General features: G+C 71.7%; 11 protein-coding genes. 9 read left to right on the top strand and 2 right to left on the bottom strand.

The features are described from left to right. Positions 1–46: 46 nt before the first annotated feature. A complete protein-coding gene (locus ACFZDJ_RS42105; RefSeq protein WP_391067229.1) occupies positions 47–1,666 on the bottom strand; it encodes an AMP-binding protein in 1,620 nt (539 codons plus the stop codon). Positions 1,667–1,853: 187 nt separating this feature from the next. Between ACFZDJ_RS42105 and ACFZDJ_RS42110 the strand changes: the two genes are divergently transcribed. The 8 genes from ACFZDJ_RS42110 to ACFZDJ_RS42145 all read left to right on the top strand — a co-directional run bounded on the left by ACFZDJ_RS42110 (position 1,854) and on the right by ACFZDJ_RS42145 (position 10,956). Then, positions 1,854–2,654 carry a crotonase/enoyl-CoA hydratase family protein gene (locus tag ACFZDJ_RS42110; RefSeq protein WP_391067231.1) on the top strand — a complete coding sequence of 267 codons (801 nt, stop codon included), beginning with the start codon at positions 1,854–1,856 and terminating at the stop codon, positions 2,652–2,654. A 212-nt stretch (positions 2,655–2,866) separates the two neighbouring features. Continuing rightward, on the top strand, positions 2,867–3,808 hold the full coding sequence (locus tag ACFZDJ_RS42115) for an OB-fold domain-containing protein (RefSeq protein ID WP_391067233.1): 942 nt from the start codon (positions 2,867–2,869) through the stop codon (positions 3,806–3,808). Next, positions 3,809–4,864 carry a thiolase domain-containing protein gene (locus ACFZDJ_RS42120; RefSeq protein WP_384906658.1) on the top strand — a complete coding sequence of 352 codons (1,056 nt, stop codon included), beginning with the start codon at positions 3,809–3,811 and terminating at the stop codon, positions 4,862–4,864. Beyond that, positions 4,861–6,027, top strand: coding sequence for a thiolase domain-containing protein (locus tag ACFZDJ_RS42125; RefSeq protein WP_168489077.1), 1,167 nt, complete (start codon positions 4,861–4,863; stop codon positions 6,025–6,027). Before ACFZDJ_RS42120 ends, ACFZDJ_RS42125 begins: the two co-directional genes overlap by 4 nt. A gap of 83 nt (positions 6,028–6,110) precedes the next feature. Further along, positions 6,111–6,353, top strand: a complete 243-nt coding sequence (locus ACFZDJ_RS42130) for a DUF397 domain-containing protein (RefSeq protein WP_054232930.1) — start codon at positions 6,111–6,113, stop codon at positions 6,351–6,353. Between the two features lie 257 nt (positions 6,354–6,610). Next, on the top strand, positions 6,611–7,225 hold the full coding sequence (locus ACFZDJ_RS42135) for an ABATE domain-containing protein (protein ID WP_391067235.1): 615 nt from the start codon (positions 6,611–6,613) through the stop codon (positions 7,223–7,225). Between the two features lie 151 nt (positions 7,226–7,376). Further along, positions 7,377–10,268, top strand: a complete 2,892-nt coding sequence (locus ACFZDJ_RS42140) for an AAA family ATPase (RefSeq protein WP_391067238.1) — start codon at positions 7,377–7,379, stop codon at positions 10,266–10,268. 190 nt (positions 10,269–10,458) lie between these two features. After that, on the top strand, positions 10,459–10,956 hold the full coding sequence (locus tag ACFZDJ_RS42145; protein ID WP_060898022.1) for a hypothetical protein: 498 nt from the start codon (positions 10,459–10,461) through the stop codon (positions 10,954–10,956). A 16-nt stretch (positions 10,957–10,972) separates the two neighbouring features. Here the strand turns inward: ACFZDJ_RS42145 and ACFZDJ_RS42150 are convergent, their stop codons facing one another. Next, the gene (locus tag ACFZDJ_RS42150) at positions 10,973–11,992 is read right to left on the bottom strand and encodes an LLM class flavin-dependent oxidoreductase (RefSeq protein WP_384906652.1); all 1,020 of its coding nucleotides are present in this window, start codon (positions 11,990–11,992) and stop codon (positions 10,973–10,975) included. A gap of 335 nt (positions 11,993–12,327) precedes the next feature. On the opposite strand from ACFZDJ_RS42150, the gene ACFZDJ_RS42155 reads away from it, so the two are divergent. Next, the gene (locus tag ACFZDJ_RS42155) at positions 12,328–16,170 is read left to right on the top strand and encodes a S8 family serine peptidase (RefSeq protein WP_391067241.1); all 3,843 of its coding nucleotides are present in this window, start codon (positions 12,328–12,330) and stop codon (positions 16,168–16,170) included. The last annotated feature ends 34 nt before the right edge of the window (positions 16,171–16,204 follow it).

Raw genomic sequence — 16,204 nt, forward strand, 5'->3', positions numbered from 1 at the left:
CCGGTCACGCGGTGACCGGCGTGGGGCGGCGGTTGCGCCGTAGGCGTCAGCGGGCTGTCTCCGTCGCCACCGAGCGCGCCCACCGGTAGTCCGCCTTGCCGCTGGGCGAGCGCTGGATGGTGTCGGTGATGACGAGCTGGCGGGGGATCTTGTAGCCCGCCAGGTGGCCCCGGCAGTGGGTCTGGATGTCCTCCAGCGAGGGCCTGCCCGCGCCCTCGCGGAGCTGGACGACCGCCGCCACGTGGTTGCCCCACTTCTCGTCCGGCACCCCGGCGACCAGCGCGTCGTACACGTCCGGATGGGACTTCAGGGCCTGCTCGACCTCCTCCGGATAGACCTTCTCGCCACCGGTGTTGATGCACTGGGAGCCGCGGCCGAGGACGGTGACGATGCCCTCCTCGTCGACCGTCGCCATGTCACCGAGCAGCACCCACCGCTCGCCGTCCTTCTGGAAGAAGGTCTCGGCGGTCTTCTTCGGGTCGTTGTAGTAGCCGAGGGGCACATGGCCGCGCTGTGCGACCCGGCCGGGCTCGCCGACGGCGACCGGCTCGTACGTGGCCGGATCCACGACCTGTGTACGGGAGTTGACCCGCAGCCGGAAACCCTTGCCGGCCCCCGAGTCCGCGGTCGCGGTGCCGTTGAAGCCGGACTCCGAGGAGCCGTAGTTGTTGAGCAGCATCACGTTCGGGACCAGTGACTGGAACTGCTCACGCACCGTCTCCGACATGATCGCGCCGGACGAGGACACGCTGAACATCGAGGAGCAGTCCGTGCCCTTCATCGGCCCCCGCAGCGCGTCGATCAGCGGGCGCAGCATCGCGTCGCCGACCAGCGACATGCTGGTGATCTTCTCCTTCTCCACCGTCCGCAGGACCTCCTCGGGCACGAACTTGCGGTGGATCACCACCCGTTGGCCGAAGTTGAACCCGATGAACGCCGTCAGGGTCGAGGTGCCGTGCATCAGCGGGGGAGTGGGGAAGAAGGTGATGCCCTCACCGCCGGCCGCCACCCGCGCGGCGAGCTCCTCCGGCTTCTTGACCGGCTCGCCCGTCGGGGCCCCGCCGCCCAGTCCGGAGAAGAACAGATCCTCCTGACGCCACATCACACCCTTGGGCATGCCGGTGGTGCCGCCGGTGTAGATGATGAACTGGTCGTCCGCCGAGCGCGGTGGGAAACCCCGTTCGGGGGATCCGGCGGCCTCGGCCTCGGCGAAGTCCACGGCGGGCAAGGAGGCACTGCCGGTCGGCGCGCCCCCCACCCGCAGGAGGTGCCGCAGCGCCGAGGCCCGCGGCAGTGCCGCCGCCACCCGGCCGGTGAACTCCGTGTCGAAGACCAGCGCCACCAGATCCGCGTCCCGGTAGAGGTAGACCAACTCCTCTTCCACGTAGCGGTAGTTGACGTTGACGGGCACGATCCGTGCCTTCAGGCATCCCAGCACGGTCTGTACGTACTCGACGCCGTTGTAGAGGTGCAGTCCGAGATGCTCGCCGGGGCGGATGCCGCTGTCGATCAGGTGATGGGCGATGCGATTCGCCGCCGAGTCGAGTTGCGCGTACGTCAGACGGCGCTCGGCGCCGGTGCCCGGATGGTCGATGTACACGAGCGCCTCGCGGCCCGGAACCACGTCGACGACCGACTCGAACAGGTCGGCAAGGTTGTACTCCACCGCTCCTCCTGACGTCGTGCGTCCGGGTCCGCCCCTCGGCTCGACGGCCATCAGAGCAAAGCCCGCCACAAGTGGGAAGGGCTCGCGCAGAAGAAATCTGACTGTCTGTCAGAAAACTCTTGTACTGGTCCCGCGCCTACTGCAACCTGTTCTCGTTCCAGAGAGCCTGTCTGACGGGAGGACGGCAATGGGTGGTACGGAACACCTCACCGTGCAGCGCGAAGGCGCCACACTGGTGCTCACGCTCAACAGGCCGGAGGCCAAGAACGCGCTCTCGCTGCCGATGCTCGTCGGTCTGTACGACGGCTGGATCGAGGCCGACGAGGACGACGCGATCCGCTCGATCGTGCTCACCGGTGCGGGGGACGCGTTCTGCGCCGGTATGGACCTCAAGGCGCTGGCGGGGCGGGGCATGGAGGGCCAGCAGTACCGGGACCGGCTGAAGGCCGACCCCGATCTGCACTGGAAGGCGATGCTGCGCCACCACCGCCCCCGCAAACCGGTGATCGCCGCCGTCGAAGGCCACTGTGTCGCGGGCGGTACCGAGATCCTCCAGGGCACCGACATCCGGGTCGCGGGCGAGTCGGCGACCTTCGGGCTCTTCGAGGTCAAGCGCGGCCTGTTCCCGATCGGCGGCTCCACGGTCCGTCTGCAACGCCAGATCCCACGCACGCACGCCCTGGAGATGCTCCTCACGGGGCGTCCGTACTCGGCCCGGGAGGCCGCCGGGATCGGCCTGGTCGGACACGTCGTGCCCGACGGGACGGCGCGGCAGAAGGCCCTCGAGATCGCCGAACAGATCAACGCCTGCGGTCCGCTGGCCGTCGAGGCGGTCAAGGCGTCCGTGTACGAGACCGCCGAGATGACGGAGACGGAGGGCCTCGCGGCCGAGCTGACCCGCGGCTGGCCGATCTTCGACACCGCCGACGCGAAGGAAGGCTCCCGAGCCTTCACCGAGAAGCGCCCACCCGTCTATCGGCGCGCGTGACGTCCGGGGTCGTGGCGGTGCGCGGGGCCGGAACGGGCGTGACGGCGGCCTTCTGTGGCCGGGAGGGGAGACCCGAGGGCCCGGGTTCTGCCTTCGGGGGCGTGCTCGATCCTCTCCTTCCCCCCGACGGAGTCACCACGTGCTGAATCCTTCCCCTCCCCCCGACGGAGTCGTGACGCGCACGATCCCCCTCCCCTAAGGAGACAACCGGGATGCCCGAAGTCCTCAAAGCCCCCCTCGTCGTCGAGTTCCCCTTCACCCGTTCGCTCGGCCCCGTCCAGAGCGCGTTTCTCACCGGGCTGCGTGAGTGTGTCGTCCTTGGTGTGAAGACCGCCGACGGCCGGACGCTCGTCCCGCCCGTCGAGTACGACCCCGTCACCGCGGAGGACCTGGGCGAGCTCGTCGAGGTCGCCCCCACCGGCACCGTCACCACCTGGGCCTGGAACCACGAACCCCGTCGGGGCCAGCCCCTCGACACCCCCTTCGCCTGGGTCCTGGTCCGGCTCGACGGCGCCGACACCGCCCTCCTGCACGCCCTGGACGCACCGGGCCCCGACGCCGTACGTACCGGTATGCGCGTGCGTGTCCGCTGGGCGGCGCAGCGCGCCGGCGCCATCACCGACATCGCCTGTTTCGAGCCGTACGACGGAGACCGCCCGGAGATCGCGGGTCACGACGGGCGTTTCGACGACATGGTCACCGGTATCGTCGCCCCCGCGCGCCTCGACTACGTCTACTCGCCCGGCCGCGCCCAGTCCGCGTATATCGCCAGCCTCTCCTCGCGGCGCACCGTGGGCGAGCGCTGCCCGTCCTGCCACAAGGTGTACGTCCCGCCGAGGGGCGCCTGCCCCACCTGCGGTGTCGTGACGTCGGAGCAGGTGGAGGTGGGCCCGCGCGGCACCGTGACCACGTACTGCATCGTCAACATCAAGGCCAGGAACCTCGACATCGAAGTGCCGTACGTCTACGCGCACATCGCCCTCGACGGCGCCGACCTCGCGCTGCACGGCCGGATCGGCGGCATCCCCTACGACCAGGTGCGCATGGGGCTGCGGGTGGAGCCGGTGTGGACGGACGGCGGCCGGCATCCCGACCACTACCGGCCCACCGGCGAACCGGACGCCGAGTACGACACGTACAAGGAGCTGTTGTAGATGCCGCCCATCAGGGACATCGCCGTCGTCGCCTTCGCGCAGAGCGACCATCTGCGCACCACCGACGAGCTCTCCGAGGTGGAGATGCTCATCCCGGTCCTGCACGCCGTCCTCGACCAGACCGGGCTGAAGACCAGCGACATCGGTTTCACCTGCTCCGGTTCGACCGACTACCTCGCGGGCCGCGCCTTCTCCTTCACCATGGCCCTCGACGGGGTGGGCGCCTGGCCGCCGATCTCCGAGTCGCACGTGGAGATGGACGGGGCCTGGGCCCTGTACGAGGCGTGGACGAAACTGCTCACCGGGGACGCCGACACCGCGCTGGTGTACGGATACGGGAAGTCGTCACCCGGATCCGTACGGGACGTGCTGACCCGTCAGCTCGACCCGTACTACGTCGCGCCCTTGTGGCCCGACTCCGTAGCCCTCGCGGCCCTTCAGGCGCAGGCGCTCATCGACGCGGGTGAGACCGACGAGCCCGCGCTCGCGGGGGTGGCGTCCCGCAGCCGCGCTTCGGCCGTCACCAACTCCCATGCGCAGCTTCGGGGTTCGGTGGCCCAGGGTGAGTACCTCGTACGGCCCCTGCGCGTCGGCGACTGTCCGCCCGTCGGCGACGGTGCCGCCGCCGTGATCCTCGCGGCGGGGGAGCGGGCCCGCGAGCTGTGCGAGCGGCCCGCCTGGATCCGGGGCATCGACCACCGCATCGAGGCGCACGGCCTCGGGGTGCGCGACCTGACTCACTCGCCGTCGACCCGCCTCGCCGCCGAGCGGGCCGGAGCCTTCGAACGGCCCGTCGATACGGCCGAGTTGCACGCGCCGTTCACCTCCCAGGAGGTGGTCCTGCGCAAGGCGCTTCGGCTCGGTGAGGAGGTGCGCGTCAACCCGTCCGGCGGCGCCCTCGCCGCCAACCCGATCATGGCCGCCGGGCTCATCCGCATCGGCGAGGCCGCCGCCCGCGTCCACCGGGGCGAGTCCGACCGGGCGCTCGCCCACGCCACCTCCGGGCCCTGCCTCCAACAGAACCTGGTCGCCGTACTCGAAGGGGATCCCCGATGAGCAAGGAGCCCGTGGCCGTCGTAGGCATCGGCCAGACCAAGCACGTGGCGGCCCGACGGGACGTGTCCATCGCGGGACTCGTCCGCGAGGCCGCCGGGCGGGCGCTCGCCGACGCCGAGTTGACGTGGGCCGACATCGACGCCGTGGTCATCGGCAAGGCGCCCGACTTCTTCGAGGGCGTCATGATGCCGGAGCTGTACCTCGCCGACGCGCTCGGCGCGGTCGGCAAGCCCATGCTGCGGGTGCACACGGCGGGTTCCGTCGGCGGATCCACGGCCCTGGTCGCGACGAACCTGATCGCGGGCCGCGTCCACGGCACCGTCCTGACCCTGGCCTACGAGAAGCAGTCCGAGTCGAACGCCATGTGGGGCCTGTCCCTGCCGATCCCCTTCCAACAGCCGCTGCTGGCCGGCGCGGGCGGCTTCTTCGCGCCGCACGTACGGGCGTACATGAGGCGCACCGGCGCGCCCGACACCGTCGGCTCGCTGGTCGCCTACAAGGACCGGCGCAACGCGCTGAAGAACCCGTACGCCCATCTCCACGAGCACGACATCACGCTGGAGAAGGTGCAGGCCTCGCCCATGCTGTGGGACCCGATCCGCTACTCGGAGACCTGCCCGTCCTCCGACGGCGCCTGCGCGATGATCCTCACCGACCGGGCGGGGGCGGCCCGCTCGCCGAGGCCGCCCGCGTGGCTGCACGGCGGCGCGATGCGCAGTGAGCCGACCCTGTTCGCGGGCAAGGACTGTGTGTCGCCGCAGGCGGGCAAGGACTGCGCGGCCGACGTGTACCGGCAGGCGGGCATCGCGGACCCGCGCCGTGACATCGACGCCGTGGAGATGTACGTGCCCTTCTCCTGGTACGAGCCCATGTGGCTGGAGAACCTCGGTTTCGCCGAGGAGGGCGAGGGCTGGAAGCTCACCGAATCCGGTGTGACCGAGCTTGACGGGGACCTGCCCGTCAACATGTCGGGCGGTGTCCTCTCCACCAATCCGATCGGCGCCTCCGGCATGATCCGCTTCGCCGAAGCGGCACTTCAGGTGCGCGGTCAGGCGGGAGAACACCAGGTGGAAGGGGCTCGCAGGGTGCTGGGGCACGCCTATGGAGGAGGATCCCAGTTCTTCTCGATGTGGCTGGTCGGGGCCGAGCCGCCCACCTCCTGACAGCGTCCCCCTCACGTGGCCTGTCCGCCGCCGGAACCGATCGCTAGGCTGGCGGCGGACGACGAACCGGGAGGAGCACGGACGTGGCCGAGAGCACCATCGAGCAGCACCCGCTGGCGGGGTGGGACAAGCCTGAGCTGGACCTCAGCAATGCCGAATGGCAGTCCAGCAGCCGAGGGCGGGGAGACGTCCAGATCGCTTTTGTCGAGGGCTTCATCGCGATGCGCAACAGTGGCCGTCCCGCGAGCCCTTCCTTGATCTTCACACCGGCCGAGTGGGGCGCGTTCGTGTCGGGCGCCCGCGAGGGAGAGTTCGACCTGACCTGAGCCGACCCGACCCGATCGGACGTCGAGACTTCGAGCCGGCGCCCCGTGCAAGGAGGGGATACGCGACGTGAGTCCCGTCCCGGGGCCGGTGCCCCATCGGGGGCCCGGTCCCAGGACGAGGCTTCTCTTTGGGGGCGGGCGATCCGTGAACGGCGCCATGGCCCCCGGGCGACTGAACGACACGGCGGACCCGTGCGGCTGAACGGGGCGGTGGCCCCGTGCGGCTAATGGGTGCACGTGTACCTATCATTAACGCCATGGCGGAATCGAACGACGCGGACACCCGGCTCGCCCTGGACCTCGTCCTCACCATCCGGCACGACGGACAGGGCGGAGTGGCCGACGACCTCACGGAACCCGGCGGACTCACCGCCTGGGTGCGGGGGCACGCCGACCTGCTGCCCGGAGCCGACGCCTTCATCGCCGACGCCGCCGCGCTCGCCGCCGTACGCGACCTGCGCGCCGCGGTCCGCGCCCTGTTCGCCCGCGCCGTGAGCCCCGGCGACCCCAGCCCGGCCGACGCCGCCCGGCTGCTGCCCGTACCGCAGGCGGTACTGCGCCTCAACGCCGCCGCCGCCCTCGCACCGACCGTCCCCGTCCTCACCTGGGACGACGGCGCCGAACCCGTCGTGCTCCAGCAGCCCTTGGGCGGCGCCGTTTCCCTCCCGGCACTGCTCGCCCGCGCCGCCCTCGCCTTCCTCGCGAGCCCGGACCGGTCACGGCTGCACGCCTGCCACGCGCCGCGCTGCGTGCGCTACTTCATCAAGGAACATCCGCGACAGGAGTGGTGCAAACCCTCGTGCGGGAACCGCGCCCGCGTCGCCCGCCATCACGAACGGCACAGGAAATCCGCGCAGGCCGTGGGGGATTGACCGAAGAGACCGGTCGGTCGGCCGAAGCCCGCGCCGGTAGCGGCGGAAGGGCTCCCCACGAGGCGCTACGAGCGTACGCTGAGGTCCCTGGAGGTCACGGTACGCATCCGCTCCCCGCGCGGACCACACCGCCGTGGCCAGGGGGTGGATCATGGGACAGCGCGGTGTACGCAACAGAAGGACACTTTTCGAACGGGAGGGTGAACTCGCCGCCGCCGAGGAGGCGTTGAACGAACTCACCGGTCTGCGCGAGGACGGAACCGAAGCACCCGAGCGGCCCCGCGGCGCGCTCCTCGCCTTCGCCGGACGTGCCGGAATCGGCAAGACCACCCTCCTTGCCGAGGTGCGCCGCCGCGCCGCCGCCCGGGGTTGCACCGTCCTGTCCGCGCGCGGCGGCGACCAGGAACAGGGCGTCGCCTTCCACGTCGCCCGCCAGCTCCTGCAGCCGCAGTTCGCCGGGTCCCCGGAGGCGGAAGTCCGCGCCCAGCTCGGGAGTTGGTACGCGATCGTCGGTCCCGCGCTCGGCCTGTGCGCCCCGTCCGAGGGCGCCGCGCCCGACCAGCAGGGCCTGCGCGACGGCCTCGACTGGGTGCTCACCCACCTCGCGGTGCAGCGCGCCCCGATGGTGCTCGTCCTCGACGACGCGCACTGGGCCGACCCCGAGTCACTGAGCTGGCTCGCCGCCTTCGCACCGCGCGCGGAGGAACTGCCGCTGCTGCTGACCGTCGCCTACCGGCCCGACGAACTCCCCGACCACGCCGAGGCGTTCAGGGGCCTGCCCGGACGCGCGGGCCAGCGCCCCCTCGACCTCGAACCGCTCAGCGCCGCCGCCGTCGCCGGACTCGTCCGCGAGGACCTCGGCACCGGGGCGGACGACGTGTTCTGCCGCGAATGCTGGGCGGTCACCGCGGGCAACCCCTTCGAGGCGGTGGAGCTGACCGCGAAGGTCCGCGACCGCGGACTGGTCCCGACCGAGGAAGGGGCGCACCTGCTGCGCGACCTCGCCGCCGCCGTCAAGGGCAGCGGCCTGATCGCCCGCCTCGAACGCCTGGGCACCTCCACCGTCCGCTTCGCCTGGGCCTGCGCCGTCCTCGGCACCGAGATCCCACCGACCCTGGCCGCCGCCGTCGCCGGGCTCGGCTCCGAGGAGGCCGCCGACGCCGCGGACGCCCTGCGCGGCGCCCGAATCCTCGCCGGCGCCGACACCCTGGAGTTCGTCCACCCCCTCATCGCCACCGCCGTCTACCGCGCCATCCCCAGCGGCGTCCGCGTGGCCCTGCACGGCCAGGCCGCCTGGTGCGTCATCGACGAAGGGCTCGGCCCCTCCGCCGCCGCCCGCCACCTCATGGAGACCCACCCCGAGGGTGACAACTGGGTCGTCCAGCAACTGCGCGCCGCCGCCCGCGAGACCCAGCGCGCCGGAGCCCCCGACGCCGCCCGCCGCTACCTGGCCCGGGCCCTGCGCGAACCGCCGCCCCTCAAGGAGCGGGCCGCGGTCCTCCACGAACTGGGCTGCGCCTCCCTGCTCACCGAACCGGCGACCACCGTCAACCACCTGAGGGCCGCCCTGGAAGAACCCATCACCGACCCGGAGCTGCGCCACAACATCGTCTACCGGCTCTCCCAGGTTCTCGCCCACAGCGACCGGCTCGCCGAGGCCTCCGAGACGCTCGCCCGTGAGATCCGCGTGACGGGGGACGCCCGGGTGCGGCTGCGCATGCAGTCCGAACAGTTCATGTGGGACGCCTTCCGCGCCGACGAACCCGACTCCCCGGCCCGCTCCCGCCGCCTGACCCGCCTCGCCGACCGGCTCACCGGCCGCGACCTCACCGAGCGCTATGTCATCGGCCTGCGAGCCTGGGACGCCACCCTGCGCGGCGAGCCCGCCCACGTCGCGCTCCACCACGCCGAACGCGCCCTCGCCGGAGGGATCCGCTGGGCCGAGGCCGACCGCGGCTTCGAGGTGCCCGTCCTGGTCGCCCTCACCTTCATGTACGCCGACCGCCCGGGCCGCACCGAGGAACTGTTCGCCGCCGGGATTGCCGACTTCGAGTCCCAGGGCTGGCACGGCGCCCACCTCTCCTTCGGCTACACCCTCCTCGGATACGTCCGCTTCCGCCGTGGCCGACTCGCCGAGGCCGAGGACTTCGCCCGCGCGGGCCTCAGGCTCGCCGAACGCGTCGGCGCCGGCACCCCCGTCCACTGGTACGCCGTCGGCGTCATCATCGAGATCCTGCTCGCCCGCGGCCGCGTCACCGAGGCCGCCCAGATCGGCGAGGACCACGCGTTCGGCGCGCCCTTCCCGGCCGCCGTCACCTTCCCCGACGTCCAGACCGTGCACGGCGAACTGCTGCTCGCCCGCGGCCTCACCAAGGACGCCGCCGCCGAGCTCGAAGCGGCCGGGCGCCGCCTGGACCCGCGCGGCATGCGCAACCCCTCCTGGTGCCCCTGGCAGCTCCACCTCGCCCGCGCCGAAAGCCACGACGCGCCGGAGCGCGCCGTCGCCACGGCACTCGAAGCGGTGCACCGCGCCCGCCAGTTCGGCGCCCCCTCGGCCGTCGGACAGGCGCTGCGGGCCGCCGCCGACGTCTCCTCCGGCTCGACCCGCGTCAAGCTCCTCGAAGAGTCCGTCAGCCATCTGGAGCGCTCCCCGGCCGCCTACGAACTGGCCTGCGCGCTGGTCGCCCTGGGTACCGAACTGCGCCGCTCGGGCTCTCCCAAGGAGGCCGCAGAACACCTCTACCGAGGACTGGACGCGGCCATGCAGTGCGGCGCCGACGGCCTCGGCGACGAGGCCCGCGCCGAGCTCGCCGCCGCTGGACTGCGCCCGCGCCGCCTGCACAGCACCGAGACGGACACCCTCACCGCACGTGAACGCACGGCCGCCGCGCTCACCGCCCGGGGCCGCACCACGACCGAGGTCGCCGAGGAGCTGGGGGCCGACGAACCGGCCGTCGTCCGCCTGCTCTCGGCGGTCTACCGGAAGGTGGGCACGGACCGTACGGGACTGGCGGCGGCGCTGGGCCGGCAAACGGTCCGGTAGCCACGCGCGACCGGTCCGCAAACCATGCGGGCCCGGTCCGGCAACCACGTACCACCGGTCCGCAAGCCACGTACAACCGCTCCGGCAACCACGTACCACCGGTCCGCAAGCCACGTACAACCGCTCCGGAAGCCACGCACGCGGGACGCCCCCAAGGCCCGGTTCACGCCCGGGCACGTACCATTGCGGCATGTCCTTCCTCCGCCGCCGCAGCGCCACGCCCGCCGGGCCCGACTTCGACGTTCTGGCCATGGACCCGGGTGACTGGCCGGGCAATCTCGGTGCGGGTCTGCTGCCCGCCCCCGACGGCAGTTGCCAGGGAGTCTTCCTGCGCTACGACCTGTTCGGCGGCCGCGGCCCCGCGATGATCATCGGTAATCTGCCCGAGGGCTCCCCGGCCCGCGAGGTCGCCGAGGACGAGATCCCCTTCGAGGTGGCCCAGCTGCTGCTGGCGCTGGAGAACGACGAGGAGGTCACCGTCACCGGGACCGAGGACATCCCGGTGATGCAGGGTGACGGTCTCCTCATCGTGCGCCGTCTCAAGCTCTCCGAGACCCGCATCTCCTGCGTGCAGTTCGACCGTGACGACAACGTCCTGGTGACCATCGCCGCCTGGGACCGTCCCATCACCGACGACCTGTACGCCCTGCTCAAGCCCCTGCCCCCGGAGCTGTTCCAGCAGGGCTGAGGCCCCGGCGCCGCGCTCAGGCGGCCGGCTGCCACCCGAGTGCCGGACCGAGCCGGGTGGCGATGTCGGTGAGGATCTGCACGTAGTCCTCGTGCCCGAAGGTGAACGGCAGCGCGAACGCGACCTCGTCGACCTCCCGGAACGCGGCGTGGGCGTACAGCCGTTCGGCGATCTCCTCGGAGGTGCCGACGAGATCGGGCGCGAACATCATCCGGGCCGGGCCCTGCGGAGTCGCGGTACGAGGAGTGCGCTTGAGGGCGTACTCCTCGTACTTCTCGCGCTGCTCGGATGAGGCGCTGTCGGTGGGGATGACGACGAGGCCCTGGGAGACCCGGGCACGGTCGCCGTCGGGGTGGTGGGCGCGGAACGTCCGGATGTGCGACCGCTGGATCTCGGCGAAGTCCTCGGACTCCTCCGCCTTGACGACACTGCTGGTCAGCAGGTTCATCCCGTGCTCGCCCGCCCACTGCGCGGAGCGCAGGCTGCCACCGCCGTACCACATGCGCCGGCCGAGGCCCGCGGCGTGCGGCTGGACGCGGTCGGAGAACACCTCGAAGCCCTCGATGCCGCTGAAGTCGGTCGCCGGCTTGCCGCGCACGAAATCCAGCAGCCGTTCCACGCGGGCGTAACCGAAGTCCTCGGCGTCACCGGTGTCGGGGTAGAGGGCCTGCTTGACCTGGTCGTAGTGCATCGGCGGGCCGACGCTGACGCCCGGGTTGAGGCGGCCCCCGGACAGGATGTCGACCGTGGCAAGGTCCTCGGCCAGCCGCAGCGGGTTCTCCCACCCGACCGGGATGACCGCCGTGCCCAGCTCGATCCGGCTGGTGCGCTGCGAGGCCGCCGACAGCACGGCCACGGGGGAGGAGATCCCGTACTGGAGATGACGGTGTCGCACCCACGCGCTGTCGAATCCCAGCCGCTCACCGAGCTCGATGATCTCCAGCGTCGACTCGTGACCCCGCCGCGGGTCGGCCTCGTCGAACAGTCCGATGGTCAGGAAGCCCAGCTTCCGCAAGGGGTGTGAGGGCAGTGGCACGAGGCTCCTCCAACGTTCGCGACGATCTCCGTAGAACAGATGATCTCTGTTGAACAGTCGAACGTCAGCGCCACGGCGGCTATGCCCAGGGTGGCAGGCGGTTTCCGCGCTTCCCCCCTTCCCCCTTCCCCCTTCCCCCCTTCCCCCTTCCGCGCTTCTCCCTTCCGTGCTTCCGCCCCGACGTCCGCGGAGTCCGCGCGATGGCGCGGTTGCGACATGTCCCATCCGCGCCACGGGGAAACGGTGACATCGCGTCCGGCGGCGGCGGATTCTGTGCAGCACCCGAATGAAGATCTCCTCGCGCGCACAACCATGCACGGAAAGGTGCTGAACAGATGAGACGCATCCGCCTTGCGGCGGTGATATCGGCCGGCCTGGCGCTGACCGCCGGCGGCATGCCATCCGCGGCCGGCGCGGCTGGTGTGTCCAGTACGGCCGGGACGAGCACGACGGCAACGGCAGCCACGACGGCAACGGCTGCTACTGCTGCCCCGGCGGGGGGCTCGCCCGGCGGCAGCGCCACCGTGCGGCTGATCACGGGCGACCGTGTGACCGTCACGACGGACGGCGACGGCAAGCGGATCGCCGCCGTCGAGCCCGGCAGCGGCAGGCGCGGCATCCTGTTCCGTACCGTCGAACAGGACGGCGACCTGACGGTGCTGCCCTCCGACGCCCAGGACCTGGTCTCCGCCGGGCGCCTGGACCGGCAGTTGTTCAACGTCAGCGCACTCATCAAACAGAAGTACGACGCGGCGCACACCGACACCCTTCCCCTGATCATCGGCCGGCCGGACGGTGTCCCGGCCGCCGCGGTGGGCAGGCTCACCACGTTGACCGAGGACGACGCGCCCGCCCGCACGCTGGACAGCATCGACGCACAAGCGGTCCGGATCTCCGACGACGACCTGGGCCGGTTCTGGAAACAACTCGCCCCCGCCCCGAACCGCGTGAGCGCCGCGGGCGTGGCCGCCACGCCCAGGATCTGGCTGGACGGCCGGGTGGACGCCGCCCTCGACCGCAGCACCGGACAGATCAACGCCCCGGCGGTCTGGAAGGCCGGGTACGACGGCACCTCCGTCAAGGTCGCGGTACTCGACACCGGTGTCGATCAGACCCATCCGGACCTGGCCGGACGCATCAGCCAGGCGAAGGACTTCTCGGGCAGCTCCGGGACCGGTGACGTCTTCGGTCACGGCACCCACGTCGCCTCCACGGTCGGCGGGACCGGCGCCGCGTCCGGCGGCACCCGCAAGGGGGTGGCACCGGGCGCCGACCTGCTGATCGGCAAGGTCCTCGGAGACGACGGCTACGGAACCGAGTCGCAGGTCATCGACGGCATGGAATGGGCCGCCGCCGAGGGCGCCAAGGTCGTCAACATGAGCCTGGGCTCGGACGAGGTGAGCGACGGCACCGACCCGATGAGCCTCGCCGTCGACGAACTCAGCGACACCAGCGGCGCCCTGTTCGTGGTGGCCGCCGGCAACAGCGGAGAGCAGGGCCAGGAAACCATCGGCTCACCCGGCGCCGCGGACGCCGCACTGACCGTGGGCGCGGTGGACCGCGACGACTCACTCGCCCCGTTCTCCAGCCGCGGTCCGCGCCACGGCGACCGCGCGGTCAAGCCCGATGTCACCGCCCCGGGCGTGGGCATCGTCGCGGCCCGCGCGGCGGGCACCACCATGGGCGAACCGGTGGACCAGTACTACGTGGCCGCTTCCGGTACGTCGATGGCCACCCCGCACGTGGCGGGCGCCGCCGCCCTGCTCGCCCAGGCGCATCCGACCTGGAGCGGACAGCGGCTCAAGGACGCGCTCATCAGCACGGCGCACACCGTCGGGGGACAGCAGGTGACCGAGGAGGGCGGCGGCCGCGTCGACGTGGCCGCGGCGGCGCTCGGACCGGTCACCGCCACCGGGAGCGTGGCCCTGGGACCGTACGGAACCGGCGGCGACGACAACGGCGCCCCGCGCACGGCCACCGTCCGCTACACCAACACCTCGGACAAGGACCTCACCCTCGCGCTCGCCGCCCACCTGGCCACCACCGGCGGCCGGGAAGTCACGACCGGTGCGCTGCGACTCGGCTCCGACGCGGTGCGGATCGCCGCCGGTGCCACCGTGGACGTGCCACTGACGGTGGACCCCTCCCGGGCCGGCCGGGGCGACTACTACGGCTATGTCACCGCCACCACGACCGACGGCGCGGTCAAGGTCCACACCACGGTGAGCATCGTGGTGCACGGCCCCATCCACAAGCTCACCGTCACCACCTACGACCACGACGGAAACCGCGTCCAGGCACTGCCCACCATCTGGGGCACGGACGGATTCGTCACCTACGTCAGCACCGAGCCGGCCGTCGCCGAAGTCGAGGAAGGCACCTATCAACTCGACTACTCCAGCCTGGACACGGCCGACGACGGACAGGAACTGCGCCAGGTCGTCCTGCCGGAGGTGAAGGTCACCAAGGACACGGCCGTCACCCTGGACGCGCGCAAGACCACCAAGGTCGACATCCGCACGCCCCGGCCCGCCGAACAGCGCGGCATCCTCGACTACCAGACCTACCGGCAGATCGACGGACACAGCCTCCTCGAGGGCACGATGTACTTCGACCTGGCCAAGCGGCTCTACGTCAGCCCCACCACGGCCGTCACCGACGGCACCTTCGAGTTCGCCTCGCGCTGGCAGCTGGTCGCCCCGCTGCTACAGGCGAAGGTGTCGGGCAGCGACCTCGCCCTGAATCCGTACTACATGCCGAATTCGCCGCTGTTCGCCGCCGGCGGTAGCACCCTGACCGCCGTGGACGCGGGCACCTTCGCCAAGCCCGACTTCAGCCGGGCCCGCGGCAAACTCGCGATCGTCCGCAACGAAGAGGGCACCAACGAGCGGGAGCTGACCCGACAGGCGGCCGCGGCGGGCGTACGCGGACTGCTGATGACCCACTTCGCCGACATCGCCTGGACGCGCTGGAGCCCCGACGGCGAACGCGACGCCGTGCCGGCCGTCCGCATCGGCAAGGCGGCGGGCGCCGCCCTGCTCGACCGGCTGAAGAAGCACCCGAGCACCACCGTCAGATTCACCGGAACGGCGAAGAGCCCGTACCTCTACGACGTCATGCAGACGTCGTCCCAACAGATACCCCGGCAGGTCGTGTACACCGTTTCCGAGCGCAACAGCGCGGTGCTGCGGACCACGTACGCCGACAACGGAGGAGCGCCCTGGGCCAGTGAACAGCGGTTCGCCCGGCGCCCCTACCAGGACACCGCCTGGTTGCAGTACACCCGCTATGTGCCGACAGGCTTCGTACGCACCGAGTACGTCAGCGCGAACGGCACGGCCTGGCTGCACCGGGTGCATCACACGACCACGTTCGACGTCGACATGCCGCTGGCCGTGGGCATGAACGACGCGCCCCGCACCTACCGGCCCGGCGAGCACCTCGACGAGCGCTGGCAGGGGGCCGTGGTGCGCCCCTCGATCCCCCGGGGCACCACGACGCCCTCGGTACGGACCGGAGACGTACTGGCCCTGCGCGTCCCGGAGTTCACCGACTCCATGGCGGGTCACTGGTCACGGCTGCTCGCCGGGGACGGCGGCGGGGTGGGCGGACTCGCCACGGCCACCGACGCGCCGGGCGGTGACACGGCCGCCGCGGCGCTCTACCGCGACGGGGTGAAGGTCGCCGACGCCGACAGCGCCTGGACCGATTTCGAGGTCACCCCGGGCGCGGCCGACTACCGGCTGGACCTGACGACCTCGCGCGTGGACGACGAGTGGTCGTTCGCCACCCGTACCGACACCTCCTGGTCCTTCCGGTCCGCGACCACGGCCACGGCGACACCGCTGTCCCTGCTGCAACTCGACTACGCCGTACCGGTCGACGCGCACAACGCGGTGGGGGCCGGGCGGACGCACACCATCGGCCTGGCCGTCCGCGCCCAGGACGGGCAGCCCGCCCCGCGCGGGGTGTCCCTGCGCGTGGAGGTGTCCTACGACGACGGCAGGCACTGGGGCGGTGCGGCGGTCCAGGACCGCGGGCACAACGCGTTCCGGGCCACCGTCACCAGGCCCTCCGGCCACGGCGACGCGTATGTGACCCTGCGGGTCACGGCGCGGGACCGGCTCGGCAACAGCGTCCGGCAGACGGTGCAACGCGCCTACCTGCAACGGGGGTAGACGCGGCTGCGCACAGCGCGCACGGCGGGTGCAC

It is taken from the genome of Streptomyces sp. NPDC007896 (assembly GCF_042959425.1).
In the GTDB taxonomy this organism is placed as follows: Bacteria; Actinomycetota; Actinomycetes; order Streptomycetales; family Streptomycetaceae; genus Streptomyces.

What these genes read in the sequence shown, in the direction of transcription:
- ACFZDJ_RS42110 (WP_391067231.1), top strand. Translation starts at nt 1,854, where the DNA reads ATGGGTGGTACGGAACACCTCACCGTGCAGCGCGAAGGCGCCACACTG.
- ACFZDJ_RS42115 (WP_391067233.1), top strand. Translation starts at nt 2,867, where the DNA reads ATGCCCGAAGTCCTCAAAGCCCCCCTCGTCGTCGAGTTCCCCTTCACC.
- ACFZDJ_RS42120 (WP_384906658.1), top strand. Translation starts at nt 3,809, where the DNA reads ATGCCGCCCATCAGGGACATCGCCGTCGTCGCCTTCGCGCAGAGCGAC.
- ACFZDJ_RS42125 (WP_168489077.1), top strand. Translation starts at nt 4,861, where the DNA reads ATGAGCAAGGAGCCCGTGGCCGTCGTAGGCATCGGCCAGACCAAGCAC.
- ACFZDJ_RS42135 (WP_391067235.1), top strand. Translation starts at nt 6,611, where the DNA reads ATGGCGGAATCGAACGACGCGGACACCCGGCTCGCCCTGGACCTCGTC.
- ACFZDJ_RS42140 (WP_391067238.1), top strand. Translation starts at nt 7,377, where the DNA reads ATGGGACAGCGCGGTGTACGCAACAGAAGGACACTTTTCGAACGGGAG.
- ACFZDJ_RS42145 (WP_060898022.1), top strand. Translation starts at nt 10,459, where the DNA reads ATGTCCTTCCTCCGCCGCCGCAGCGCCACGCCCGCCGGGCCCGACTTC.
- ACFZDJ_RS42155 (WP_391067241.1), top strand. Translation starts at nt 12,328, where the DNA reads ATGAGACGCATCCGCCTTGCGGCGGTGATATCGGCCGGCCTGGCGCTG.